General features: G+C 73.6%; 23 protein-coding genes. 11 read left to right on the top strand and 12 right to left on the bottom strand.

Going from position 1 to position 24,168, the window contains the following annotated elements:
• Positions 1–16: 16 nt before the first annotated feature.
• Positions 17–976, bottom strand: a complete 960-nt coding sequence (locus K330_RS0113265) for a bile acid:sodium symporter family protein (RefSeq protein WP_022922304.1) — start codon at positions 974–976, stop codon at positions 17–19.
• Positions 977–1,194: 218 nt separating this feature from the next.
• On the opposite strand from K330_RS0113265, the gene K330_RS0113260 reads away from it, so the two are divergent.
• Entirely contained in the window at positions 1,195–2,874 is a 1,680-nt protein-coding gene (locus K330_RS0113260; RefSeq protein WP_022922303.1) for an ABC-F family ATP-binding cassette domain-containing protein, read from the top strand.
• A gap of 264 nt (positions 2,875–3,138) precedes the next feature.
• Here K330_RS0113260 and K330_RS0113255 read toward each other — a convergent pair whose 3' ends face one another.
• Both K330_RS0113255 and K330_RS21235 read right to left on the bottom strand, forming a co-directional pair.
• Positions 3,139–3,423, bottom strand: a complete 285-nt coding sequence (locus K330_RS0113255; RefSeq protein WP_022922302.1) for a WhiB family transcriptional regulator — start codon at positions 3,421–3,423, stop codon at positions 3,139–3,141.
• A gap of 146 nt (positions 3,424–3,569) precedes the next feature.
• Complete coding sequence (locus tag K330_RS21235) at positions 3,570–6,620, bottom strand: FAD-binding and (Fe-S)-binding domain-containing protein (RefSeq protein ID WP_022922301.1); 3,051 nt, start codon at positions 6,618–6,620, stop codon at positions 3,570–3,572.
• A gap of 97 nt (positions 6,621–6,717) precedes the next feature.
• On the opposite strand from K330_RS21235, the gene K330_RS0113245 reads away from it, so the two are divergent.
• From K330_RS0113245 to K330_RS21225, 5 genes are read left to right on the top strand one after another with little or no spacing between them, the layout of a single operon-like run.
• Positions 6,718–8,334: an ABC transporter substrate-binding protein gene (locus K330_RS0113245; RefSeq protein WP_084617528.1), complete on the top strand. Its 1,617-nt coding sequence runs from the start codon at positions 6,718–6,720 to the stop codon at positions 8,332–8,334.
• A gap of 5 nt (positions 8,335–8,339) precedes the next feature.
• Entirely contained in the window at positions 8,340–8,624 is a 285-nt protein-coding gene (locus tag K330_RS24075) for an ABC transporter permease family protein (protein WP_202804527.1), read from the top strand.
• A gap of 24 nt (positions 8,625–8,648) precedes the next feature.
• A complete protein-coding gene (locus K330_RS21230; protein ID WP_202804526.1) occupies positions 8,649–9,305 on the top strand; it encodes an ABC transporter permease in 657 nt (218 codons plus the stop codon).
• Positions 9,298–10,179 carry an ABC transporter permease gene (locus K330_RS0113235; protein ID WP_022922299.1) on the top strand — a complete coding sequence of 294 codons (882 nt, stop codon included), beginning with the start codon at positions 9,298–9,300 and terminating at the stop codon, positions 10,177–10,179. The genes K330_RS21230 and K330_RS0113235 overlap by 8 nt, the downstream gene beginning before the upstream one ends.
• Positions 10,176–11,684, top strand: a complete 1,509-nt coding sequence (locus K330_RS21225) for an ABC transporter ATP-binding protein (RefSeq protein WP_022922298.1) — start codon at positions 10,176–10,178, stop codon at positions 11,682–11,684. Before K330_RS0113235 ends, K330_RS21225 begins: the two co-directional genes overlap by 4 nt.
• Before the next feature lie 62 nt (positions 11,685–11,746).
• Here the strand turns inward: K330_RS21225 and K330_RS0113225 are convergent, their stop codons facing one another.
• Positions 11,747–12,139 carry a PH domain-containing protein gene (locus tag K330_RS0113225; RefSeq protein ID WP_022922297.1) on the bottom strand — a complete coding sequence of 131 codons (393 nt, stop codon included), beginning with the start codon at positions 12,137–12,139 and terminating at the stop codon, positions 11,747–11,749.
• Between the two features lie 95 nt (positions 12,140–12,234).
• On the opposite strand from K330_RS0113225, the gene K330_RS21220 reads away from it, so the two are divergent.
• Entirely contained in the window at positions 12,235–13,995 is a 1,761-nt protein-coding gene (locus K330_RS21220; protein ID WP_022922296.1) for a serine/threonine-protein kinase, read from the top strand.
• A 92-nt stretch (positions 13,996–14,087) separates the two neighbouring features.
• The gene (locus tag K330_RS21215) at positions 14,088–14,699 is read left to right on the top strand and encodes an SHOCT domain-containing protein (protein WP_022922295.1); all 612 of its coding nucleotides are present in this window, start codon (positions 14,088–14,090) and stop codon (positions 14,697–14,699) included.
• 30 nt (positions 14,700–14,729) lie between these two features.
• Here the strand turns inward: K330_RS21215 and K330_RS21210 are convergent, their stop codons facing one another.
• From K330_RS21210 to K330_RS21200, 6 genes are read right to left on the bottom strand one after another with little or no spacing between them, the layout of a single operon-like run.
• Entirely contained in the window at positions 14,730–15,335 is a 606-nt protein-coding gene (locus K330_RS21210) for an RraA family protein (RefSeq protein ID WP_022922294.1), read from the bottom strand.
• Positions 15,328–16,056 (bottom strand): GntR family transcriptional regulator, encoded by a 729-nt coding sequence (locus K330_RS0113205; RefSeq protein WP_022922293.1) that lies wholly within the window; start codon positions 16,054–16,056, stop codon positions 15,328–15,330. Before K330_RS0113205 ends, K330_RS21210 begins: the two co-directional genes overlap by 8 nt.
• Positions 16,057–16,087: 31 nt before the next feature.
• Positions 16,088–16,936, bottom strand: coding sequence for a fumarylacetoacetate hydrolase family protein (locus K330_RS0113200; RefSeq protein WP_022922292.1), 849 nt, complete (start codon positions 16,934–16,936; stop codon positions 16,088–16,090).
• A 33-nt stretch (positions 16,937–16,969) separates the two neighbouring features.
• Positions 16,970–17,812, bottom strand: coding sequence for an ABC transporter permease (locus K330_RS21205; protein WP_022922291.1), 843 nt, complete (start codon positions 17,810–17,812; stop codon positions 16,970–16,972).
• The gene (locus tag K330_RS0113190; protein WP_022922290.1) at positions 17,796–18,596 is read right to left on the bottom strand and encodes an ABC transporter ATP-binding protein; all 801 of its coding nucleotides are present in this window, start codon (positions 18,594–18,596) and stop codon (positions 17,796–17,798) included. Before K330_RS0113190 ends, K330_RS21205 begins: the two co-directional genes overlap by 17 nt.
• Positions 18,593–19,636 carry an ABC transporter substrate-binding protein gene (locus tag K330_RS21200; RefSeq protein WP_022922289.1) on the bottom strand — a complete coding sequence of 348 codons (1,044 nt, stop codon included), beginning with the start codon at positions 19,634–19,636 and terminating at the stop codon, positions 18,593–18,595. Before K330_RS21200 ends, K330_RS0113190 begins: the two co-directional genes overlap by 4 nt.
• Positions 19,637–19,756: 120 nt before the next feature.
• Here K330_RS21200 and K330_RS0113180 point away from each other — a divergent pair, with 120 nt between their 5' ends.
• Positions 19,757–20,752 (top strand): asparaginase, encoded by a 996-nt coding sequence (locus K330_RS0113180; RefSeq protein ID WP_022922288.1) that lies wholly within the window; start codon positions 19,757–19,759, stop codon positions 20,750–20,752.
• On the opposite strand, the gene K330_RS0113175 is transcribed toward K330_RS0113180, so the two are convergent.
• Positions 20,746–21,879 carry a helix-turn-helix transcriptional regulator gene (locus K330_RS0113175; RefSeq protein ID WP_022922287.1) on the bottom strand — a complete coding sequence of 378 codons (1,134 nt, stop codon included), beginning with the start codon at positions 21,877–21,879 and terminating at the stop codon, positions 20,746–20,748. The two genes, K330_RS0113180 and K330_RS0113175, sit on opposite strands and share 7 nt — an antisense overlap.
• Positions 21,880–21,977: 98 nt before the next feature.
• On the opposite strand from K330_RS0113175, the gene K330_RS0113170 reads away from it, so the two are divergent.
• Positions 21,978–22,631, top strand: coding sequence for a hemerythrin domain-containing protein (locus tag K330_RS0113170; protein WP_022922286.1), 654 nt, complete (start codon positions 21,978–21,980; stop codon positions 22,629–22,631).
• A gap of 48 nt (positions 22,632–22,679) precedes the next feature.
• On the top strand, positions 22,680–23,759 hold the full coding sequence (locus K330_RS21195) for a Gfo/Idh/MocA family protein (RefSeq protein WP_022922285.1): 1,080 nt from the start codon (positions 22,680–22,682) through the stop codon (positions 23,757–23,759).
• On the opposite strand, the gene K330_RS0113160 is transcribed toward K330_RS21195, so the two are convergent.
• Positions 23,726–24,010, bottom strand: a complete 285-nt coding sequence (locus K330_RS0113160; protein ID WP_029202648.1) for a WhiB family transcriptional regulator — start codon at positions 24,008–24,010, stop codon at positions 23,726–23,728. The two genes, K330_RS21195 and K330_RS0113160, sit on opposite strands and share 34 nt — an antisense overlap.
• Positions 24,011–24,168 lie beyond the last annotated feature (158 nt).

The following is a 24,168-nucleotide window of genomic DNA, read 5'->3' as shown; positions in this document are numbered from 1 at the left end:
ACACGCCGCCCGCCGGTCAGCCGGTCGGGCGACGCCCCCACAGCGAGGCGAGAAGGCCGCCGGAGATGTTGTGCCACACCGAGAAGATCGCGCCGGGCAGCGCGGCCTCGGGGGAGAAGTACTGGGTGGCCAGGCCCGAGGCCAGGCCGGAGTTCTGCATACCCACCTCGACGGAGACGGCGCGGCGCGAGGCGACGGGGACCTTGAGCGCGGTGGCCAGGCCGTAGCCGACGGCATACCCGAGGCCGTTGTGCAGGACGACCGCGAGCACCAGGGTCAGGCCGGCCGCGGCGAGGGCGGCGCTGGACGCGGCGACGACCGCGACGACGACGAAGGTGATGGCCAGCACCGAGATCCACGGCAGCGCCGGCTGCACCCGGTCGACCACGCGGGGCAGGACCGCCCGCAGGACGAGGCCGGCCGCGATCGGGACGACGACGATCTGGAAGATCGAGGTGGCCATGTCGCCGACGGGCACCGGCAGGTACTGCCCGGCCAGCCACAGCGTGATGAACGGGGTCAGGAGCGGGGCCAGCAGCGTGGACACGGCGGTCATCGTCACCGACAGCGCGACGTCGCCGCGGGCCAGGTAGGTCACGACGTTGGAGGAGGTGCCGCCGGGCACGCAGCCGACGAGGATCAGGCCGGCCGCCAGGGCGGGCGGCAGGTCCAGGCCGGTGGCGATGCCCAGGGCGAGCAGCGGCATCACGGTGTACTGCAGGGCGACGCCGAGCAGCACGACCAGCGGCCGGCGTGCGACGAGGGCGAAGTCGGGCAGCGTCAGCGTCAGGCCCATCCCGAACATGATCACCATGAGCGCCGGGACGACGTAGGCCGACCAGCCGTCGAAGGCGCCGGGGGCGAAGAACGCGGCCGCGGCGCCGGCGAGGATGAGCAGGGGGAAGACCGTGACCGCGCGCCGTGCGCTGGCCTCCTCGGTCGACGTCGGCGGGGCGGGCTGGACGGTCGTGGGCATGCGGGATCTCCGGACGGTGGGGGAACTTGACGTTGCGTCAGTTGTCTGTTGTATCAAAGGTGGGCGAGACCTGCGAAAACCTCCAGCGCCGGGGGACGGCTCCAGTGCCGGGGAAGCTTCCCCCGCACGGGACGGTTGCCCGGGCGCGAGGTGGACTCGCGGGTCCGGCACCGGGACCGCGACGTCGGCCGGGCGCGGCTTCAGGGAGGATGTGCTCTGTGACCGCGACCATCCAGGCCCGGGACGTGGCCGTCGGCCACGGGGCCACCCTGCTGTTCTCCGGCCTCGACCTGGTCGTCGCCCCCGGTGACGTCGTCGGCCTCGTCGGCCCCAACGGCGCCGGGAAGTCCACGTTGCTGCACGTCCTCGCCGGCCGGCGCCGCCCGGAGGCGGGGGAGGTGACCGTCTCCCCACGCACCGCGCACCTGGGGCTGCTCACCCAGGAGTCGGACGCGCTCGCGGGCGAGACGATCCGCGGCTCGCTGGCCCGACGCACCGGCGTCGCGGAGGCCGAGACGCAGCTGGACACGGCCGCCCGGCGGATGGCCGAGCACCCCGAGGACGAGGCGAGCGCCACGTCATACTCGACCGCGCTGGAGAGCTGGCTCGCGCTCGGCGGGGCCGACCTGGACGAGCGCGCCGAGGAGGTGGCCGGCCGCCTCGGCCTGGCGGTCGACCTCGACCGCGAGGTGCGCACGCTCTCGGGCGGGCAGGCTGCCCGGGTCGGGCTGGCGGGGCTGCTGCTGTCGCGCTACGACGGCTACCTGCTCGACGAGCCGACCAACGACCTCGACGTCGGAGGTCTGGACCTGCTGGAGGAGTTCGTGAGCGGGCTCGACGCGCCGGTCGTGCTCGTCAGCCACGACCGCGCGTTCCTGTCGTCGACCGTGACGACCGTGGTCGAGATCGACCGCAGCCTGCAGCGGGTGGTGGCCTACGGCGGCGGCTACGACGCCTACCTCGAGGAGCGCTCGATCACGCGCCGGCACGCGCGGGAGGCCTACGAGGAGTATGCCGGTCGCCGGCAGGCGCTCGAGGCGCGCGCCCGCATGCAGCGCGACTGGATGGACAAGGGCGTGCGGGCCGCCAACAGCAAGCTGGCGCGGCGCAAGGAGAAGGACAAGAACATCCGCTTCCACCAGCAGGCCACCTCCGAGAAGCAGGCGGCCAAGGCGCGTCAGACCCAGCGGATGATCGAGCGCATGGACGTCGTGGAGGAGCCGCGCAAGGAGTGGCAGCTGCAGTTCTCCATCGCCGCGGCGCCGCGGTCGGGGGACGTCGTGGCGGTGGCGCGCGGCGCCGTCGTGCGGCGCAGCGGACCGACCGGCGCGTTCACCCTCGGGCCGGTCGACCTGCAGCTCGACCTCGGCGACCGGGTCGCCATCACCGGGCCCAACGGCTCGGGCAAGACGACGCTGCTGGCGCTGCTCCTGGGCCGGCTGACCCCCGGCGAGGGGGCCGTGTCGGCGGGCTCGCGCGTCGTCGTGGGCGAGGTCGACCAGGCCCGCCGGGTCCTGGACTCCGAGGAGCAGACGCTGGCGCGGGTCCTCGCGCTGGAGCTGCCGGAGTGGACCGACGCCGACCGGCGCACCCTGCTGGCCAAGTTCGGGCTGGTGGGCCGCCACGTCGAGCGGCCGACCTCGACACTGTCGCCGGGCGAGCGCACCCGCGCCGCCCTGGCGCTGCTGCAGGCCCGCGGCGTCAACCTGCTCGTGCTCGACGAGCCGACCAACCACCTCGACCTGCCCGCGATCGAGCAGCTCGAGCAGGCGCTCGAGGCCTTCGACGGCACGCTGCTGCTCGTCACCCACGACCGCCGGATGCTGGAGACGGTGCGGCTGACCCGCCGTTGGGAGGTCGACGGCGGGACGGTCACCGAGGTGCTGCCCGGCGGCTGAGCCGTCCCGCGCGTCGCACGGCCGCCCTCTGCGACGCACGGCCGCCCTCTGCGACTCACGTACTGCTCTTGTCGAGAACGCAGGATGCATCACGCGTGCTCCACAAGATGGGTACGTGAGTGGGGAGCAACCGGGCCGCAGCACCCCGGCCGCGGAGCTGTGCATGACCGGGCACCCCGCGCACGACGGACGTCGGCTGCTCCACCCCCGTGGAGCAGCCGACGTCTCGTGACTGGGAACCCGGCGTCGTGCTGTCGGTCAGTATCAGGCCGTCGCTTCGCGGACCTGCTTTCGGTAGTACTCCTCGCGGTCTTCCTCGGTCATGCCGCCCCACACCCCGTAGGGCTCGCGGACGGAGAGGGCGTGCTCCCGGCACTGGGTGATGACGGGGCACTCCTGACAGATGGCGACAGCTCGGGCGTCCCGGCGGCGTCGCGACGGACCGCGCTCACCCTCGGGGTGGAAGAACGTGTCGGGGTTCGTGCTGCGGCACAGCCCTTGAAACTGCCACTCCCAGAGAGAGGCAACGGGTTGGGGTTGGTCGGACATTTTCAGACCTCCTCCGGGTCTGGGTGAACTTCCACCCTCCCACGGATGACCCCTCAAAAGGCAATTCCGTCGTGAACCCGCTGTCCCGACCGGCGTGTTCCCCCGACACGCAGGCAAAACGACAGGTCAGCGCAGGGGTCGCCGGGTCAGCGCATCTGCTCGTCGGAAGGACCTCGGTCGGCCGGCCGGCCGTCGCCGGCCACGAGGGCCTCGCGCACCAGCTCGACCGGGTGCCAGGCGCTGCGTCCCGTGCCGTGGAAGATCTGCTCGCGGCAGGAGGTGCCGGTCGCGCAGACCACGGTCTGCGACGTCTCGGCCCGCACCGCCGGGAGGAGCCGGTCCTCCCCGATCTGCATCGAGATGTCGTAGTGCTCGGCCTCGTAGCCGAACGACCCCGCCATGCCGCAGCAGCCGGCGTCCACCTCGACGACCTCGGCCCCGGGGATCCGCCGCAGCAGCCCGACGGTCGCGGCGGTGCCGACCTCGGCCTTCTGGTGGCAGTGCCCGTGGTAGAGGATGCGCCGCCCGGCCAGCCACGAGTCCGGCGCCAGCTCCAGCGCGCCGGAGTCGACCGCCTCGGCCAGCAGCTCCTCGACCTGCCGCACCCGGGCGGCCACCGCCGCCGCCCGCTCGTCACCCGGCAGCATCGCCAGCGTCTCGTCGCGCAGGGTGAACAGGCACGACGGCTCGCACCCGACGACGGGCGCCCCCACGGGGCCGGCCGCCAGCGTGGAGACCAGGTCGGCGGCGCTGGCCCTCGCCCGGTCGACAAGCCCCTTCGACAGCGCCGAGCGCCCGCAGCACCCGGAGCTGACCAGGTCGACCTCCCAGCCGGCGCGCTCGAGCAGCTCGACGGCCGCCCGGCCGATGCGCGGCTCGGTGAAGGTGGTGAAGGAGTCCGCGAGGAAGTGGACCGTGCCACTGCCCGTGGACACAGCGCCGGTGCCTGCTGCGCCGCCCGCGACGCCCGCGCCGGCCGTGCCGCCCGTGCTGCCCGTGCTGCCCGTGCTGCCCGTGCGGCCAGCGCCACCCGTCCCCGTCCCGCTGCCGCTGCGCCGCTGCGCGAACCACCGCACGAGGTTCGTCGCGTGGAAGGTCGGCAGCGGTCGGCGGGAGGTGATGCCGAGCGCCCGCTCCACCGCCCGACGACCCGGCCCGAACCTGCCCGCCAGGTTGGCCACGGCCGCCGTCCGCGACCCCAGCGCGTTGAGGCGCCGGATGCCGGCAAAGACCCGCGAGCGCAGGGGTATGCCGTGCACGTCGTGGTGGTGGGACAGCGTCTCGCTCTTGAGCTTGGCCATGTCGACACCGAGCGGGCACTCCGAGCGGCACGCCTTGCACATGAGGCACAGGTCGAGCACCTCGTGCAGCCGCTCGTCGCCGAGGGCCGCCTTCGGGTCGGCCTCCGACAGCGCCTTGACCAGGGCGTTGGCCCGGCCGCGCGTGGAGTCCTCCTCCTGCAGCGTCGCCATGTAGGAGGGGCACATGACCCCCGTGCCGCTCTTGCGGCACACCCCGATGTTCATGCACCGGTCGGCGGCGCCGCGCATCCCGCCGGTGACCGAGAAGTCGAGCCGCGTGCGCAGGGGCGGCGCCGGCGGCAGGGCCGCGTCGCGCAGGTGCTCGGTCATCGGCGGCGCGTCGACGATCTTGCCGGGGTTGAGCGTGCCGGCCGGGTCGAAGAGCGCCTTGACCTCGCGCATCGCCTCGTAGAGGTCGTCGCCGTAGATCTCCCGGTTGAACTCGCTGCGGGCCAGGCCGTCGCCGTGCTCGGAGGAGTTGACGCCGCCGAACTCGCGGACCAGGTCCTTGACCCGCACCGCGACCCGCCGCATCCGGGCGACCTGCTGCGGGTCGGCGACGTCGACGAAGGGCCGCACGTGCAGGCAGCCCACCGACGCGTGCCCGTAGAAGCCGGCCGTCAGCCCCTCCTCGTCGAGCACCTGCCGGAACCGGGCGGTGTAGTCGGCCAGCACCTCCGGCGGCACCGCGGTGTCCTCGACGAAGGCCACCGGCCGGCTGGTGCCCCGGCTCGCGGCCATGAGCAGCCCGAGGCCCGCCTTGCGCACCTTCAGCAGCGCCCGCTGGTCGGCGGGGGTGGGCAGCCGCAGCGTGGCATACCCGTGCCCGTGCTCCTGCCAGGTCCGGGCCAGCTGCTCGGCCTGCGCGCCGAGCGCCTCGAGGTCGTCGCCGGCGAAGGAGACGAAGAGCAGCGCCTCGGGGTCGCCGACGAGGAACGTGCTCAGCCCCGCGTACTCGGTCGAGCGGCGCGAGAAGTCGAGGATCGTGCGGTCGATGAGCTCGACCTGCGCCGGGTCCAGCGCCAGCGCGTCGGTCGTGGCGGCGATCGCCTCCTGCGCGCCGGTGAAGTGCCCGACCGCGAAGACGGTGTGCCTCGGCCGGGGCACCAGGTCGACCTCGGCCTCGGTCACCACCACCAGCGTGCCCTCGGCCCCGACGACGAACCGCGCCAGGTCGAAGGGGTCGGCCGCGCCGGCACCCCCGATCAGCCGGTCCAACCGGTAGCCGCCCGCCCTGCGCCAGAACGGCGGGAAGCCCTCCTGGATCGCCGCGCGGTGCGTCTCGACGATGGCCGGCAGCCCGCGGTGGATCGCTCCCGCCAGGCCGGGCTCCCGCGCACGACTCACGAGCTCCTCGGCGGTCAGCGGTCCGAGCCGTGTCACGGTGCCGTCGGCCAGCACGACCTCCAGCGAGCGCACGTGGTCGATCGTCATGCCGTAGCGCACCGACCCCGACCCGGCCGAGTTGTTGCCGATCATCCCGCCGATCGTGGCGCGGTCGGAGGTCGAGGTGTCCGGACCGAACATCAGCCCGTGCGGCGCCGCGGCCCGGTTGAGGTCGTCCTGCACCACCCCCGGCTGGACGACGGCCCGCCGGGCCTCGGGGTCGAGCGCGACGATCGTGTGCAGGTGCCGGGACAGGTCCAGGACCAGGCCCTCGCTCGTGGTCTGCCCGGCCAGCGACGTGCCGGCACCCCGCGCCGTGACGGGTATGCCGTGGCGCGCCGCGACCCGCACCGCCGCCGCCACGTCGGCGGTGTCGCGGGGGAAGGCCACGCCGAGGGGCATCAGGGAGTACATGCTGGCGTCGCGGGAGAACGGGTGACGGGTGTAGTCGTCGAAGGCGACCTCGCCCCGCAGCTCCTCCCGCAGCTCGCGCTGCACGTCGCGACCCATGCTGGAGACCTCCCTGTCTCGGTCCGGTCACTGCCGATCCTCCCACGGGGTATGGCGTGGTGCGGGGGTCGAGGGGGCGGGGGTAAGGTCGTCCGACGTGATCGTGGGACGACGGGGCGGAGCGAGGGCGGTGGCGTCCGCCGCGGCGCTGGGCCTGGCCCTGACCGCCTGCGCGGGGGGTCAGCAGGAAGGTCCCGGCGCTGCCTCGCCCGGTGCGGGCGCACGCCATACCCCGACCGAGGTCGTGATCGCCGCGGGCAGCGAGCCCGACACCTTCGACCCGGTGCTCGGCCACGCCCGCTGGGGTGACGGCAAGGTCACCGAGGGCCTGCTGCGGCTGACCGTCGGCCTGGGCGTCGAGCCGCTGCTGGCGACCGACCTGCCGCAGGTCTCCGACGACGGGCTGACCTACACCTACACGCTGCGTGACGGCGTGACCTTCCACGACGGCACCGCGCTGGACGCCGCCGACGTCGTGGCCACCTACGAGGCCGCGCTCGACCCGGCCAACGCCTCCCCGGTCGCCGCCGACCTCACCGCGCTGGCGTCCGTCGAGGCGGTCGACGCCCGCACCGTCCGCTTCACCCTGTCCCACCCGCAGTCCTCCTTCCCGGTCGCCACCGTGCTGGGCGTCGTGCCGTCGGAGCGCCTGGAGGAGGGGCAGGTGGCGGCGTCGTCGACCGTCGTCGGCACCGGTCCCTACGAGATGGACACCCTCCGGCCCGGCGACCGGCTGGTGGTGACCGCCTTCGACGGCTACTGGGGCGAGCGCCCGGTCGTCGAGCGCGCCACCTTCGTCTTCGCCGGCGACGACGCGGCGCGGGTCGCGCGGCTGGCCTCGGGCGAGGTCGACGCCGCCCTGCTGCCGGCGACGTCGCTGGAGCGGTTCGCGGGCGACGACAGCTTCGAGGTGGTCCGCCGCGACACCGCCGACTTCCGCGCGCTGGTGCTGCCGGAGGGCCGGCCCGTCACCGGCGACCCGGCGGTCCGCGAGGCGCTGCACACCGGGCTCGACCGGCAGGCCCTCGTCGAGGGGGCGCTGGCCGGGGCGGGGCGCCCGGCCTTCTCCCCGATCCCGCCGGAGGCGCCGGAGTACTCCGACGTCCTCGAGGTCGAGGCGGACACCACCGCGGCGCGCCGCGTGCTCGACGAGGCAGGGTGGGTCGAGGGCCGCGACGGCGTGCGGGTCCGGGACGGCGTCCGGGCCTCCTTCGCGCTCATGTACCCCGCCGGCGACACCCTGCGCCAGAACATCGCGCTCCAGGTGCAGGCGCAGGCGGCCGACCTGGGCCTCGAGGTGCGCCCGGAGGGGCTGAGCTGGGAGGCGATCGAGCCGCGGATGCGCACCCACGCCCTCGTCTACGGCACCGGCAACCCCTTCGACGCGGACCTGTCGACCTACCCGCTGTTCCACTCCAGCCGCGCCTACGTGGGCTTCGACAACCCGGGCGGCTACCGCTCGGCGCAGATGGACGACGCGCTGGAGGCCGGCCGCCGCGCCGCGGACGAGGGTGCGCGCGCGACGGCATACCAGCAGGTCCAGGAGCAGCTCGCGCAGGACCTGCCCTGGGTGTTCCTCGCCTACGTCGGGCACGACTACGTCATCCGGGCAGGGGTCTGGGAGGGGTATGACGTGCCGCTCGTCGAGCCCCACGAGCACGGTCTGCAGGGTGGGCCCTGGTGGAACCTGCCGGAGTGGACGGCGGCAGACTGACCGGCGTGACGCGTCTCGTGCTCGGGCGGCTGGCCCTGCTGCCGCTGCTGCTGGCCGCGGTGACGCTCGTGATGTTCGTGCTCGCCCAGGCCGCGCCGTTCGACCCGGTGCTGGCCAGCCTGGGCGAGCGGGCGCTGACGATGGACGGTCCGACGCTGGAGGCGCTGCGGGCCGCCCGGGCCGACACCTCGGCGGTGCAGCAGTGGGCGACGTGGTGGGGCCATGCGCTGACCGGCGACCTGGGGTCCTCCAGCAGCCAGCGCCTGCCGGTGGCGACCGTCCTCGCGTAGCGGCTGCCGTGGACGCTGGGGCTGATGGCGGCGGCGCTGGCGGTGGCGGTGGCGCTCGGGACCGTGCTGGGGGCCTGGGCCGGGACGCGCCCCGGCTCGGTCGTGGACCGGCTCGTCGGCGGCGGGCTGCTGGCGCTGCAGTCGGCCCCGCCCTTCTGGCTGGGCCTGGTCGCCGTCTGGCTCTTCGCGATCTGGCTCGGTTGGCTGCCCACCGGTGGCGGGACCAGCCTGTCGGTCGAGGGCGTCGGCGCGCTCGACGTGGCGCGGCACGCGGTGCTGCCCGTCGCCGTGCTGGCGCTGTCGCAGGTGTCGTGGTTCGGCCTGGTCGTGCGCGACGCCACCCGGGACGCCCTGGCCGGGCCCGCGGTCCGGGGGGCGTGGGCGCGCGGCGTGCCGACCGGCGCGATCCTCCGCGCCCACGCGGTGCGCCCGGCGCTGCTGCCCCTGGTCACGGTGGTCGGGGTGCGGGTCCCCGAGCTGGTGACGGGAGCCGTGCTGGTCGAGACCGTCTTCTCCTGGCCCGGGATCGCCAGCGCGACGGTGGAGTCGGCGCTGCGCCTCGACTTCGCCCTGCTCGCGGCCCTGACCGCGCTGACGACCGTGCTGGTCGTGCTGGGCAACCTGGCGGCCGACGTGCTCTACCGGGTCGTGGACCCGAGGGTGGGCGCGCGCGATGGCTGAGGGCTGGCGGACGGTCCGCGACGAGGGAGGTCGACCGTGGGTCCCCGTGCGCGGCCGGCGGCGCCCCGGCCGTCCCCGACCGCTGCTGTGGGGGCTGACCCTGGCCGGGCTCGTCGCGGTGGTGCTGCTGGTCGGGTCGTCGTCGGGGGGCGGGACGGCGGACTTCGCCCGGGCCTACCTCCCGCCCGCGCCGGATCACCCCTTCGGGACCGACCACGCCGGGCGTGACCTGCTGCAGCGCACGCTGGCGGGGGCACGGGTGTCGCTGCTCGTCGGGATCGCGGCGGCGCTGACCGCCGGCGTCCTCGGGCTGGTCGTCGGCGGTGTCGCAGGGTCGGTCGCGGGCCGCTCCGGCGGGTGGCTGGACACCGTGCTGATGCGGGTCGTCGACGCCGTCAACGCCCTGCCCCACCTGGTGCTCGGCATCGTCGTCGTGGCACTGCTCGGCCCGTCGCTGACCAGCGTCGTCGTCAGCGTGGCCGTGACCCACTGGACGACCACGGCGCGGATCGTGCGCGCGGAGATGCTGGCCCTGACCGGCTCCGGCTTCGTCGAGGCGGCCGTGGGCGCCGGGGCGGGCCGGTGGTGGGTGCTGCGCCGCCACCTGCTCGGGCACGTCCTGAGCCGGGCCCTGCTCGCGGTCGTGCTCATGGTGCCGCACGCGATCATGCACGAGTCGGCGCTGAGCTTCCTGGGGCTGGGCCTTCCCGACAGCCAGGCCTCGCTCGGCACGATCATCGAGCAGTCGCGCCCGGCGGTGCTGGCGGGTCACTGGTGGCCCGCGGTCCTGCCCGGTCTGGTGCTCGTGGTCCTGAGCCTGGCCGTCTTCGTGCTGGCCGAGCGGCTGCGGCCGGACCCGGCGGGGCGGTCATGAGCGCCCCGGGTGCCGGCGGCGCCCCGGAGCGGGTGCCGCCCGGGGACGGCGGGCTGCGCGTGCAGGGGCTGGGGGTGGCGCTGCCGGACGCCGACGGCAGCACGCGCACCGTCCTGCACCACGTGGACCTGCAGGTCCGTCGCGGCGAGGTCGTGGTGCTGCTCGGCCCCAGCGGTGCGGGCAAGTCGACGCTCGTCGCCGCCCTGCTCGGCCTGCTGCCCGTGGGCTCCCTGGTCCGCGGGAAGGCGTGGTGGGAGACGGGCGAGGGCGAGGTGGACCTCCTCGACCCGGCCGGCGCGGACCGGGAGCGCACCCGGGGGCGGCTGGCCGCGTGGCTGCCCCAGTCGCCCCTCGCCTCGATGACGCCGGTCCTGACCGTGGGGCACCAGCTGGACGAGAAGGCACGCGTGCACGTCGCACCGTCGGGCGTCCCGGCGCTGGTCGCCGCGGCCATGGGTCGTCACGACGTCGACCGCTCCTGGCGGGCCCGGTTGCCGTCCCAGCTGTCGGGCGGCCAGGCCCAACGGGTGTCCAACGCCCTGGCCCTGCTGGGTGACCCGGCGCTGGTCCTGGCGGACGAGCCGACGACCGGCCTGGACCGCGCCCGGGCCACGCGCGCCGGTGCCGAGCTGCAGGCCCTCGCCCACGAGGAGGGTCGCGCGGTGCTGGTCGTCACCCACGACCTGACCCTGGCCGAGCAGGTCGCCGACGCCGTGGTCGAGCTCGACTCCGGCCGCAGCGGGCAGCGCCTCGCGCCCGACGTGGTGGCCGGCAGGGCCCGGGCCGCGAGCCACCGGCAGGCGCCGCACCGCGACCCCTCGCACCGGTCACGTACCGGCCGCCCGCGGACCGGCCGGCCGGCCCTGGCCGGCCACGGCCTCACCCTCACGCGCGGGCGCGGGACCGTCGTCCTGGAGGGCGTGGACGTGCGGGTCGAGCAGGACGGCACCACCGGCCTGCTGGCGCCCTCCGGGGCGGGCAAGACCACCCTCCTGCGCACGCTCGGCCTGCTGCACGCGCCCGCGCAGGGGTATGTCGAGCTGGACGGCCGGCGCGTCAGGGGCACCGGTCACCAGGTGCCCGCCCACGTCCGCCGCCGCATCGGCTACGTCCCACAGGACCCCCGCTCCTCGGTCGACCCGCGGTGGACGGTGGGTCGCATCATGGCCGAGCCGCTGCGCCTCGGTGGCCTGCGGGGCGACGAGGCGGCGGTCGCCAGTCTGCTCGACCGGGTCGGGCTCGAGCCGACCCTCGCGTCCCGCCGTCCCGACGCCGTCTCCGGCGGGCAGCTGCAGCGGGTCGCGGTGGCCCGGGCGCTGGCGCTCGACCCCGACTACCTGCTGCTGGACGAGCCGACCTCGATGGTCGACGTGGCCACGGCCCGCACGGTGCTCGCGGCGATCCACGCCCACCAGCACGCCACGGGCTGCGGGGTGCTCGTCGCCTCCCATGACGAGGAGCTGCTGCGCACGTGGTGCGACCAGGTGATCACCTGGAACGCCTGAGCGGGCACGGCGTCCCGTGGGAGTCGGCGCCCCTCCCGACATCCACGGGACGGTCGCCGGCCCTACCTGCCCTTGAGCGCCCGCCGCACCGCACGCACCTCGGACCCGGACACCCCGGGCAGCTCGACCCGGCGGCCGGTCTGCAGGACGGCGACCGCCCCGTTGCGCGCCGGGTCCTCCTCGACGGTCCGCACCGAGGCGCGGGGGAAGTCGTGCCGCCGGACGCCGTCGTGCACCGACAGCCCGTCCTCGGAGGCGGTCGTCGCACCGCCGGCCCTCAGGTAGACCCCGACGAGCAGCCCGAGGACGACCACGCGCATGACGAGCCCCCACCCGTCCTCGGCGAGCGGCACCCCGGCCCGGGTGTAGCGCCATACCCCCTGGCTGACGACGAGCAGCACCGCGGCGAGCAGGGCCCAGGACAGCGAGCGGGAGCGGTGGCGGACCCAGGTCATGAAGCTCAGCCTAGGTGCGTGGCCGTCCACGTCGAGCCTGCCGGGATACCGCCGTAGTCTCGATCGGTCAGGTCGTCTCGCGGAAAGGAGTCCAGGTGAGCGAGCCGGGGACCCTGGTCGCGGGGCGCTACCGCCTCGAGTCGGTCATCGCCACCGGGGGGATGGGCGTGGTCTGGAAGGGCTGGGACGAGCGGCTCGAGCGCGCCGTGGCCGTCAAGCAGCTGCGGCCGGCCGTCGGCGTCCCGGAGGCCGAGGCCGAGGTCGCCAAGGACCGGGCGATGCGTGAGGCCCGGATCACGGGCCGGCTGCAGCACCCGAACGCGGTGGCGGTGCTCGACGCCGTGGAGCACGACGGCCAGCCGTGCCTGGTGATGCCGTTCCTGGAGTCCACAACCCTGTCCGCGACGCTGCGTGACGACCCGCCGCCGACGCTCGAGCGCGTGCTGCGCATCGCCGCAGAGGTCGCCTCCGCCCTGGCCGCCGCGCACCGGCTCGGCATCGTCCACCGCGACGTCAAGCCGGGCAACATCCTGCTCACCGGCGACGGCGCGGCGCACCTGAGCGACTTCGGCATCTCCCACGCGCTGGGCGACGTCACCCTCACCGGCACGGGCTGGATCCACGGGACGCCGGCCTACCTGGCGCCGGAGGTGGCCCGCGGCGAGGCCGCCACCTTCGCCTCCGACGTCTTCTCCCTCGGGGCGACGCTGTATGCCGCGCTCGAGGGCGGGCCGCCCTTCGGCACCGACCCCAACGCGATCGCCCTGCTGCACAAGGTGGCGGCCGGACAGATCCCGGCACCGTCACGGGCGGGACCGCTCACCGGCTTCCTGCTCCAGATGCTCGACACCGACCCGCAGGCTCGGCCGGACATGGACATGGTCGCCTCGGTCCTGGCCGATCACACCACCTACGCGGGCGCCGTGCCTGTGGACGCCGCCGCGGGGACGATGACCGGGGCCGCTGTGGCGGGGACGGGCACCGGGACCACCGGGACGACCGACCACCAGAACGGCCCCCCGACGGCACCGACCAGCGGCGCCACGACCAGCGGCGCCACGACCAGCGGGGCCGCGACGCAGGAGACGTCGACCGGGCTGTCGTCGTGGTTCCCGCGGGACAAGGAGGACCGGGACGGTCGTCGTCCGCGCCGGCCGGTGCTGCTCGCCGGAGCCGCGGTCCTGGTGCTGCTCGTCGTCCTGGGCGCCGGTGCGCTGCTCGGCGACCGGGTCGGCGGGTCCGCGCAGGAGGCCGGACAGGCTCCCGCGCCCACGGCCGCGGCCGACGCCTCCGAGGACGCCGTCGGGTCGCCGCGCGTCCTGCCGACCCCGGCCGGAGAGGCCGCCCCGCCGCTCGCGCCGACCACCGACCCGGGACGGAGCGAGGAGACAGAGGCCGAGCCCAGCGCCGAGGAGGAGCAGCAGGAGCCCGCGCCGGAGGCGGAGCCCGAGCCCGCGCCCGCACCCCAGCCGGAACCAGAGCCGGAGCCCGCCCCGGAGCCTGCACCGGCGGACGCGCCCGAGCCCACCGACCGGGCCACCGCGCTGGAGTCGGCGATCACCGGCTACTACGCGATGATGCCGGGCGGCCGGGCCCAGGCGTGGGACCGGATGACGGCCGACTACCAGACCAACCACGCCGGGGGCTTCGAGGCCTACGACCGTTTCTGGAGCGCGATCAGCGACGTGGCTGTCAGCGACGTCGAGGCCACCCCTCCGGACCGCGTCGTGGCCACCCTGACCTACACCTTCACCGACGGCCGGGTCGACGTCGAGCGCACCGCCTACCGCCTCGTCGACGACGGCGGGACGCTCAAGATCGCCGCGTCCGAGGTGCTGAGCAGCCGCAGCGGCTGACCCCTTCCGCCCACCCGCGCCACGCACCGGAGCACCCGGCCGCGGTGGTCACCCCTCCGGATAGCCTGACGCCGGCGACGAGGAGGCGACACATGGACCCGAGCACCGGGAGCAGCGACGCGCGCACGGCATACCGAGACCCGAAGGTGCCCAAGCGGCTCGTGCCGTTGGCTCAGCAGTCGCTGCGGCTCAACCTGCTGCCGGGGGAGCGGGTGCTGGGGATGTTCGCCAGCACGCGGATCCGGCGCTCGGTGACCCTGCTGGTCGTCACGGACCGACGGCTGCTGACGCTGGGGGACGAGCACGTGGGGATGCCGGTCGTCGACGACGTGCTGCGCTCCGACGTCACCGAGGTCGACATCGAGCGCGAGAGAGTCTTCAGCACCGGCCTGGTGACCGCGCGGACGGTGCACGGCGAGGTCAACCTGGGGACGCTGACCTACGGCAAGGAGACCTTCAACACGCTCGAGGAGGTCCTGGCGCGGCCGACGGCGGGGGCGATGCCGGTGATCCCCACCTTCGTGCCGGGCGGTCGTGGCGGTGCCGAGCCGGTCGAGGACGGGCCTGCCCCCGGGCCGTCGGGGTCCACCCACCCGCTGGTCGTGCACCTGACCGCGCTCGCGGACCTGCACGGGCGCGGCGCGCTCACCGACGAGGAGTTCGCGGCGGCGAAGGCTCGGTTGCTGGCCGACCCGCACGGCTGAGCCCGGCGACGCCCGCAGGAGGTCTGCCGCTTACACCAGGCCGGTGAGCTCGGCCAGGGGTGTCCCTTGCCGGAGCGAGGCGAGCCAGGTCGTCTCGCGCTCCACCTTCCGGCCGGAAGCCTCGTAGATGTGGTTCCACGACCCCGCCCGCACCCGGACGACGCCGTCGCCGTCCGCGACGATCGCGTCACCCGTGGCGACGTGGACACCACCGATCTCGACCGCACCACCGACCACGCCGCCGTCCGACTTCGTCGTGCCCAGCGGCGTGACCGCAGCGCTCCACACAGGGAAGCCGAGCGCCAGAAGCTCGTCCTCGTCGCGGATGCCAGAGTTCGTCACCAGGCCGACGGCCCCGAGCTGGTGCAGGGCGGTGCAGATGACCTCCCCCGCCAGGCCGACCGGCGGTCCTGGACAGGAGACCACCAGCACGTCACCGGGCTGGGCCCGAGCAAGGGCGCGGTGGAGCGCCAGGTTGTCACCGGGCCCGGTCCGCACCGTCAGCGCCCGTCCGACGGCACGGGACCCGGCACGCCGCACGATCGTCGGGCCGAGGTAGCCGTCGTTGCCGCTGACGTCCAGGACGGTCGAGGTCGGCACGGCGGTGCCCAGCCGGGTCGCCGTCGGCTCAGTCATGGCCGCCGCACGTCCAGACCTGACGGTTCAGCACCTCGTGGATCATGTCCGGCCGCTCCGGCCCCCCGTAGTAGTTGAAGATCGTCAGGGCCGTGGTCGACAGGTGTCGCGTCAGGACCTGCGCGCACTGCTCGGGCTCGCGGGCCTCCGCCGCTGCGACGAGGTCCTCGTGGTCGCGGATCGACCCCTCCATCCGGGTGTCGTCCTTGTCGTCCACCAGGAAGACCCGGCGATAGCGCTCGGCGTGGTCCCACAGGTCGCAGATGGTGCGGTAGAGACGGGGACCGACCCTCCTGACGAGCCCCAGGTGCAGCTCGCGGTGGTGCTCGTGGAAGAGGTCCATGTCGCCCGCCCGCAGCGCCGCCGTGCTCGCGTCCAGCGCGGACTGCACGGACTGGAGGTCGGCACGGTTGAGCCGTGGGACGGACAGGTGCAGGGCCAGCGGCTCCAGCAGGAGCCGCTGGCCGTACACCTCGTCGAGATCCTCCAGCGTCAGCTCCGAGACGCGCACCCTCCGGTTGGACTCGGAGGACAGGAGCCCCTCGGCCTCCAGGCGTCGGACCGCCTCGCGCAGCGGGGTGCGGCTGATCTGCATCTGCGCGGCCAGCTGCACCTGCGACATGACCTCGCCCGCGCTGACGTGGCCCGTGAGGATCGCCTCACGGAGCTCGCGGTAGGCCAGGTCGGCCGACGTCGTCGTCGGCTGCGCGTCGGTGGTCACGATCGGGACTGTAGCCGTGGGATCACGTCCGTCACCGGATCGCGTTGTCCATGGCGCCCAGACCCTCGATCTCGGTCTGCACGCGCCAGCCCGGCTGCAGGAACATCTTCGGGGTCCGGCCGAGGCCCACCCCGGACGGCGTACCGGTGAAGATCAGGTCGCCCGGGAGCAGCTTGACGACCTTGGACAGCTCGGAGACGAGCACGGGCACGTTGAAGATGAGGTCGCTGGTGCGGGAGTCCTGCGCGACCTCGGTCTCGCCGTCGCCCTTGACCAGCGTCGTCCGGATGGCGAGGTCGTTGGGGTCCTCGAGCTCGTCGAGGGTCACCAGCCACGGACCGGTCGGGGAGAACCCGGGGTAGCTCTTGGCGAGGCTGAACTGCGGCTTGGCGCCGACGTTCTGCAGGCGGCGCTCGGAGAAGTCCTGGCCGTTCATGTAACCCGCGACGTAGCTGAGGGCGTCGTCGGCCTCGACCTGGTGGGCCTCCTTGCCGATGACGACCACGAGCTCGGCCTCCCAGTCGACGGTGTCCGCGGGCAGGACCACCTCACCGGTGGGCCCGGCGAGCGAGGTCTGCCACTTGGTGAACACCACGGGGTAGGTGGGGATCTCCGAGCCGGTCTCCTCCGCGTGGGCGCGGTAGTTGAGGCCGATCGCGAAGATCTGGACGGGGTCGGGCACCGGCGCGTCCAGCTGCTCCGGCGTCACCGCACCCTGGCCGTTGAGGCTGGCCGATCCGATCCACTCGGCCAGCTCCTCGAGCCGGCCGACGAGGGCGCGCGGCTCGGCGGGGAACTGGCCCCGCGAGGCCTGCTCGACGTCATACCAGGAGTCGCCGTGCTGCACGAGGGCCCGGCCGCCGCTGTTGGCGATACGCATAGGTCTGTCTCTCTTTCGTAGGGGTGTGAGGTGTTAGCTGCGGACGTTCCAGAAGGTGAGGCGCTTCTCCAGCCAGGCGACCGACATGAAGAGCGCCAGCCCCAGCAGGCTGAGGAAGAAGATGAGCGCGAAGACGCGGTCCAGGGCGATGCGTGCAGCCGCCACGCGGACCTGCTCACCGAAACCGATGCCGCCGCCGATGAACTCCGCCGCGACGGCGCCGGTGAGGCAGGCGACGACGGCGATCTTCAGGCCGGTGAACAGATAGGGGAGTGCGCGGTGCACCCGCAGCTTCCAGAAGATGTCCCACCGCGAGGCCTTCATCGACTGGAAGAGCTTCAGCTCGTCCGGCTCGACGGCCGCGACGCCCTGCGCGGTGGAGACGATGATCGGGAAGATCGACATGAACGCCGCCATGAGGAACTTGGAGGCGATGCCGAAGCCGAACCAGGCGATGAAGACCGGGGCGAAGGCGATCTTGGGCGTGGCGTCCAGCAGCACGAACAGCGGCATGATGCCCCGCCGGCCGAAGCTGGTCAGGCCGACCACGATCCCGACGATCACCCCCACGACCACAGCCAGGACGAACCCGAGGAGGATCTCCTGCACGGTGATCCACAGCTGACCGGCGAGGAACCCACCGACGAACAGCTGCTGGGTGACGATGACCACCTGCTCGGCGACCGACAACGGCGACGGCAGGACCAGCTGGGAGATGCCGCCGAAGGTGACGAGCAGCTGCCAGGCGGCGAGGAAGACCGCGATCGAGATCAGCACGGGCGCCCAGGAGGGCATACGGGCCAGCAGGCCGCGCCTGCCCTCCGTCGGGCGGCGCCGGGTGCGGGCCTGGGTCGGTTGGCTACGTGTGAGCACCACGTCTGTACCCTTCGTCGAGCGCCTGGCGCACGGTGTTGATGAGCTCCAGGTAGCGGGGGTCGGCGAGCGTGTGCTCACCGCGCGGGTGGGGAAGGTCGACCTCGATGGCGCGGGTGATCCGCCCGGGCCGGGCCGACATCGCGTAGACGACGTCGGAGAGGAAGACCGACTCGGGTATGGAGTGCGTGACGAGCACAGCCGTCGCGCCGGTGTCGCGCACGATGCGCAGCAGCTCGGTGTCCATGCGCTCGCGGGTCAGCTCGTCCAGCGCCCCGAACGGCTCGTCGAGCAGCAGGATCTGGGGCTCGGTGACCAGCATCCGGCAGATCGCGGCGCGTTGCGCCATACCTCCGGAGAGCTGGTGCGGGTAACCGGCCTCGAAGTCGGCGATGCCGACCATCTTGAGCAGCTCTCGCGCCTTGCTCTTCTGCTTGCGTGCCGCCTTCTTGCCGTCACGCAGCTCGAGCGGCAGGAGCACGTTCTCCAGGACCGTGCGCCAGGGCAGCAGCGTCGCCTTCTGGAACATGTGGCTGACCTCGACCGGCGGGCCGTCGAGCTCGCGGCCGAAGATCTCCACGTGCCCTTCGGAGGGGCGCAACAACCCCGACAGGATGTTGAGCAGGGTCGACTTGCCGCAGCCGCTGGGCCCGATGAGGGAGGTGACCGACCCGCGCGGCAGCTCGATCGACACGTCCTGGAGGGCGTGCGTCCCGGTGCCGTAGGTGTGCCGGACGTCCGTCACCGAGTAGGCGGCGTCGTTCACGACGGTGGAGGCGGTCGTCATGAGTTGAAGCCGTCGACCAGGTCGTTGGTGTAGAGGTTGTCGACCTCGACCTCGCCCTCCTCGACCTCGCCCATGTCGACGGCGTCCTGCAGGATCATTTCCCAGTGCTCCTGGGACATCGAGCCCCACGGCTCACCGTCGGTGCGCTCCAGGCTGGGGATGAGCGCGTCGAGGTGCGCCTCGACGTAGGTGGGGTCCTCGACCTCCTGCGGCTGGACCGCGGCGCAGGCGTCGGTGACGAGCTGGCGGTCGTCGATCGCCATCTCCAGTCCCTGGCGGTAGGCGTTCCCGAAGGCCTCGAGGCTCTCCGGGTCGGACTCGATGAGCTCGGCCGGTGCGGCCAGCCCGTTGCCGAAGAGGTAGCCGGTGGCGTCACCGGTGATGTTGCTCAGCGGGATGCCCGCGTGCTCGATGATCGCCACGCCGTCGATCGAGGCGGCGTAGGCGTCGATGTCGCCACGCTGGAAGGCGGCGACGGCCTGGCCGCCCTCGCCGACCGTGAGGATCTCGTAGTCCGACTCCTCCAGGCCCTCGGCGGCCATGATCGTGTGCGCGAAGCTGACCTCGCTGCCGTCGGCCGTGGCGACCCCGATGGTCTTGCCGGTGAGCTCGGAGGCGTCCGCGACGCCCGACTCCTCCGGGGTGACGAGGGCGAAGGCGCCCCCGGGCCACAGGTTGGCGATGTAGCGGATGTCCTCGCCCTGGGCCTGGGTCAGGATGGTGGGGACCGGGCCCGGCGTGCCGAGGTCGGTCTGCCCGGCGAGCATCGCCTGCAGGACCGCGGCGCTGCCGTTCATGCGCTCGACCTGCACGTCCAGCCCGTTCTCCTCGAAGAGGCCCTGCTCCTGGGCCACGTAGAGCGGGAAGAACTGCAGGCAGCTGGTGCTGACCGCGGCGACGGACAGCTCCGTCAGACCGCCGGCTGCGGCGGAGCCTTCCGCGCCGTCCTGCTGCTCGGCCTCTTCGGCGGCGGGGCCGGAGCACGCCGCCAGCAGCGCGGCCAGGGTCAGGGTGGTCGGGGCTGCAATCCACTTCTTCATGTGATCTGACTCCTATGTCTGATCGGTGTGATCGGCCTGAAGCGGTTCTCCAGTCTGTATACAGTAAGCATGAAACTGTGCACAGGCAAGACCCTTCTGCATACAGATTGGAGCCAGGTGATGGTCAGGTCCGGACGGGTCGCGGTGGGGACTCTTGGTGGCACGATCACCATGGTGGGCGGCCAGGGAGGGGGCCGGCCCACGCTGGGAGCGGCTGAGCTCATGAGCGGGCTCATGGGCGGGCTCGGGGACGACATCCGGGTGGAGGGAGAGACGCTCGCGCAGCTGCCCGGGGCCAGCCTGACCCCCCAGCTGCTGTGCGACGCGGTGGGCTGGGCCCGTGACCGGGTGGCGGACGGGTGCGCCGGGGCGGTCCTGGTGCAGGGCACCGACACGCTGCCCGAGAGCGCCTTCCTGACCGACCTCTACTGGGCCGGCGACGCGCCGCTCGTGCTGACCGGCGCGATGCGCCTGGCCTCAGCGGTCAGCGCGGACGGACCGGGCAACCTGCGGGACGCCTGCTTGGCTGCGGAGACCAACGAGGTCGCCCGGCAGGGGGTCGTCGTCTGCCTCGGCGGCCAGCTGCACCGGGCCACCCGGGTGGAGAAGGCGCACTCGTGGAGCACGGATGCGTTCACCTCAGGGCCGGCAGGCCTTGCGGGGGTGGTCCGGGAGGGTGCCGTGCGCCTGTACTCCGACGGAGGTCGTCAGGGTGCTGCCGCGCTGACGTCACCGGTGCGTGACCCCAGGGTCCTGCTGCTGCAGACCTACCTGGGGGACGACGCCCGCACGCTCGAGCATGTGGTGCAGGACGAGGACGTGGACGCCGTGGTGGTCGAGGGCTTCGGTGGTGGGCACGTGCCGGCACGCGTCGCGGACGTCCTGGTGGAGGCGGCCGGCGCGATGCCGGTGGTCGTCGCGACATCCGCCCACCGGGGTGGCACCTTGCAGCGGACCTACGGCTTCCCGGGCTCGGAGATGGACCTGCTCGAGCGGGGGGTCCTGCTCGGGGGCGAGCTGTCGGCGCGCAAGACGCGGCTGCTGCTGTGGGCCTATCTCGCGCAGGGCGAACCCTCGACCGGTGGCAGCCTCGAGGCGTTGCTCCAGCACTACTGATCTGTGCGTCCGGGGCTCGTCCGCCCGGACGGTCCCGCGAACCACCCGTCCATCCCCAGCCCGCCCCCGAGCCGGGGGAAGCACTCCTCGCGCACGACGAGCGAGACCAGCCCGCGGCGGCCGGTGGTGCCGGTCTTGGCGTAGATGCTCTTGAGGTGGTCCTGCACGGTGTAGGGACTCAGGAAGAGCGCGCGGGCGATCTCCTCGCGGGTCCGGTCGGCGAGCAGGTGCCCCAGCACCTCGCGCTCGCGGCGCGTCAGGTGGTATGCCGTCGCCAGCAGCGGGGCGAGGGCGGACACCGACGCGGGCTCGAAGGTGAGCACCACGCGGCCGGTGCCGCCGTCGGGCAGGAGGCCGCCACGCACCAGCACCCACCGACCGTCGAGGGTCCGGACGCGCCAGGCGTCGCTGAGGCGGCCCGAGCGGCGCAGCCATCCGGCCAGCACGACGGCCGGCACCGCCGACTCGGGCACCCCGGCGGGCCCCCAGCCGAGCCGCTCGAGGTAGTCACGGGCCGCGTCGGACCAGGTCTCGATCGTGCCGTCCCGGCCGACCACGACGACCGCCGGACCGCCGGCGCCCGCCGGGACGGCGGGGGCGGCGTCCCGGAAGAGCGTGCCGCGCAGCCCGTCGGCGACGTCGGTCAGCACCGCGGCCAGGGCGGCGCTCTCGTCGTCGGTGAACTCCGGGCCGGAACGGGCCAGGGTGCAGGCGCCCCAGGCGAGCCGGTCGGACCCGCGGAAGATCATCCGCACCTCGTGCTCCAGTCCCTGCGGCGCCAGCACGTCGGCGTAGAACCGGCTGGAGCGGGGCCGGTCACCCGTGGCCTCGCGGTGGGTCTGCACCGGCACCGGCCGGTCGCGCATGGTGACGAACCTGCCCGGCTCGGGCTGCACTCCATACTCGATGTCGAGGACCGCCGCGTAGACGTCGGTGCCCTGGTAGCCGACGGTGGTCAGCGAGGTCGGCAGCATCGAGTGGGGTTCGGTGGTGGCCAGGCACGCCGCGTCGAAGGGGACCTGGTCGCCGAGCAGCTCGAGCACGCGGCGCCGGAAGGCGTGGCCGTCGGGCGCCCTGACGGCCGCGTCGTGGATCACCGGTCCGAGCCGCTGACCGACGGCGGTCATGGCTCCACTATCCCCCCGTCCGGGGGATTGCCGCCAGAGCCCGGCGCGGAGCAGCGTGGAGGCGCAAGGACGGACCACACCCCCCCAGGAGGCTCCCGATGGCCACGACGTCAGGCACCGCGCTCACCGACGACGACATGGAGCTGATGCGCATCCTGCACGACGCCTTCCGCCGCGACGCCGCGCGGCTGGCACGGGTCGCGCAGCGCTACGGCACGGTCGACCCCGAGACCCACGACGCGCTCCTCATCGGCTGGCACGGCTTCAGCCGCAGCCTGCACCACCACCACACGATCGAGGACCGGCACATCTGGCCAGCGCTGCGCGCCAAGCTCGCCGACCGGCCCGACGACCTCGCGGTGCTCGACGACATGGAGTCCGAGCACGCGCTCATCGACCCGGCGCTGGAGGCGCTGGAGCGGGCGTTCGACGACCGCGAGGTCGGTCGCGACGAGGTGGCCGCGCGCATCGACGAGCTGCTCACCCTGCTGGCCGGGCACCTCGCGCACGAGGAGAAGGACGCCTTCCCGCTCATGCGCGGCCTGCTGACCACGCAGGAGTGGGCGGCGATGAACAAGGCGTCGATGAAGGAGCTGCCCCTGTCGGAGCTGGCCGCGCTCGGCCCGTTCATCGTCGACGGGGCGCCGCCGGAGGACGTGCGCCGGATCCTCTCGGAGTTCCCCGCCCCGCTGCGGCTGGTGCACCGGTTCTGGTGGAACCCGAGGTATCAGCGGGTGCGCCGCTGGGAGTGAGGTGGTGGTGCGGTGCCGGCGACGCGGGCGATGGCCTAGCGTCGGGGGATGCCCTCCCCGATCCGCACCGCCGTCGTGGGCTACGGCCTGGGCGGCCGCACCTTCCACGCCCCGTTCCTGGCCGCCGACGATGCCTTCACCGTCGACGCCGTCGTCACGAGCGACGCCGGTCGCGCGGAGGAGGCACGAGCCGACCATCCTGGCGTGCGGGTGGTGCCAGACCTTGCCACCCTGCTGCAGGACGCGGGCAGCCTCGACCTCGTCGTCGTCTCGACCCCGCCGGAGCGCCACGCCGACCAGGCTGCGGCGGTGCTCGAGGCCGGGCTGCACGTGGTGGTGGACAAGCCGATGACGGTCACGGCCGCCGAGGGGAGGGCGCTGGTCGACCTCGCCGAGCGCGTGGGCCGGACAGTGACCCCCTTCCAGAACCGGCGGTGGGACGGTGACTTCCTCACGCTGCGCCGGCTCGTCGAGGAGGGTGCGCTCGGGACGGTGCGACGGTTCGAGTCACGGTTCGAGACGTGGCGGGCCAGCGAGAGCAAGGCCTGGAAGGCAGCCGGTCCGGCCACCGGCGCGGGGGTCCTCTACGACCTCGGGTCCCACGTCATCGACCAGGCGCTGCAGCTCCTGGGGCCCGCGACGGTGCTGCACGCCGAGCTGCTGCACCAGCGCGAGGGTGAGGGCGCCGACGACGACGTCTTCGTCGCGCTGCAGCACGACGGCGGTGCGGTCTCCCACCTGTGGATGAGCCGGGTCGCCGCCCAGCTCGGCCCCCGCTTCCGGGTCCTGGGCTCGGAGGCCGGCTTCACGTCATGCGGGCTCGACCCGCAGGAGGAACAGCTGCGTCAGGGGCGCGCGCCCGGCGACCCCGGTTTCGGCCACCGGCAGGGGGACGACGTGGGCGTGCTCGGGCTCACCGGTGAGGAGGTGTCGGTCCCGATGGAGGCGGGCGACTACGCGGCGTTCTACCGCGGCGTCGCCGCGTCCGTGCGGGACGGTGCGCCGCCGGTCGTGGACCCGCTCGACAGCGTGGCGGTGGTCGAGCTGATCGAGACGCTGCACCGCGATTTCCCGGTGCGGCGTCCGCAGGCAGCTCAGGCGATGCGTGGGCGGGAGCGCTCCCGGTAGACCTCCTCGCGCTCCTCCTCGGTCAGCCCGCCCCACACGCCGTAGGGCTCCTGGACCGCCAGCGCGTGCTCGGCGCACTGCCTGATGACCGGGCACTGCTCGCAGATGGCCTTGGCGCGGGCGTCCCGCAGCCGGCGCGACGGGCCGCGCTCTCCCTCGGGGTGGAAGAAGGTGTCGGGGTTCGTGGTGCGGCACAGGCCGTCGTACTGCCACTCCCACAGCTCCGCCATGGGCACTGGTCGATCAGACATGCAGACCTCCTCGACAGGGTGGCCTCGCCGTGACACCGGCGGGAATCCATCAGTACCGGAACCAGGATGGGACGGCGCAAGGGTTACCCACGGGTCTAGACCAAATCTTGACCATCTCCATACCCACCCGTGACCGGGGGGCCGGGAAGCGGGGGAGC

The sequence above is a fragment of the Ornithinimicrobium pekingense DSM 21552 genome, from assembly GCF_000421185.1.
Classification (GTDB): domain Bacteria; phylum Actinomycetota; class Actinomycetes; order Actinomycetales; family Dermatophilaceae; genus Ornithinicoccus; species Ornithinicoccus pekingensis.
The sequence above is the reverse complement of the archived record's forward strand: the minus strand, read 5'-3'. Positions and strand labels throughout refer to the sequence as shown.

Excerpts from the sequence above, each read along its gene's own strand:
- K330_RS21215 (WP_022922295.1), top strand. The coding sequence starts at position 14,088 with ATGGACCCGAGCACCGGGAGCAGCGACGCGCGCACGGCATACCGAGAC.
- K330_RS21200 (WP_022922289.1), bottom strand. The coding sequence starts at position 19,636 with ATGAAGAAGTGGATTGCAGCCCCGACCACCCTGACCCTGGCCGCGCTG.
- K330_RS21195 (WP_022922285.1), top strand. The coding sequence starts at position 22,680 with ATGCCCTCCCCGATCCGCACCGCCGTCGTGGGCTACGGCCTGGGCGGC.
- K330_RS21235 (WP_022922301.1), bottom strand. The coding sequence starts at position 6,620 with ATGGGTCGCGACGTGCAGCGCGAGCTGCGGGAGGAGCTGCGGGGCGAG.
- K330_RS21210 (WP_022922294.1), bottom strand. The coding sequence starts at position 15,335 with ATGACTGAGCCGACGGCGACCCGGCTGGGCACCGCCGTGCCGACCTCG.
- K330_RS0113190 (WP_022922290.1), bottom strand. The coding sequence starts at position 18,596 with ATGACGACCGCCTCCACCGTCGTGAACGACGCCGCCTACTCGGTGACG.
- K330_RS0113170 (WP_022922286.1), top strand. The coding sequence starts at position 21,978 with ATGGCCACGACGTCAGGCACCGCGCTCACCGACGACGACATGGAGCTG.
- K330_RS0113175 (WP_022922287.1), bottom strand. The coding sequence starts at position 21,879 with ATGACCGCCGTCGGTCAGCGGCTCGGACCGGTGATCCACGACGCGGCC.
- K330_RS0113265 (WP_022922304.1), bottom strand. The coding sequence starts at position 976 with ATGCCCACGACCGTCCAGCCCGCCCCGCCGACGTCGACCGAGGAGGCC.
- K330_RS21230 (WP_202804526.1), top strand. The coding sequence starts at position 8,649 with ATGGCGGCGGCGCTGGCGGTGGCGGTGGCGCTCGGGACCGTGCTGGGG.
- K330_RS0113180 (WP_022922288.1), top strand. The coding sequence starts at position 19,757 with ATGGTCAGGTCCGGACGGGTCGCGGTGGGGACTCTTGGTGGCACGATC.
- K330_RS21225 (WP_022922298.1), top strand. The coding sequence starts at position 10,176 with ATGAGCGCCCCGGGTGCCGGCGGCGCCCCGGAGCGGGTGCCGCCCGGG.
- K330_RS0113235 (WP_022922299.1), top strand. The coding sequence starts at position 9,298 with ATGGCTGAGGGCTGGCGGACGGTCCGCGACGAGGGAGGTCGACCGTGG.
- K330_RS0113225 (WP_022922297.1), bottom strand. The coding sequence starts at position 12,139 with ATGACCTGGGTCCGCCACCGCTCCCGCTCGCTGTCCTGGGCCCTGCTC.
- K330_RS0113255 (WP_022922302.1), bottom strand. The coding sequence starts at position 3,423 with ATGTCCGACCAACCCCAACCCGTTGCCTCTCTCTGGGAGTGGCAGTTT.
- K330_RS0113200 (WP_022922292.1), bottom strand. The coding sequence starts at position 16,936 with ATGCGTATCGCCAACAGCGGCGGCCGGGCCCTCGTGCAGCACGGCGAC.
- K330_RS0113160 (WP_029202648.1), bottom strand. The coding sequence starts at position 24,010 with ATGTCTGATCGACCAGTGCCCATGGCGGAGCTGTGGGAGTGGCAGTAC.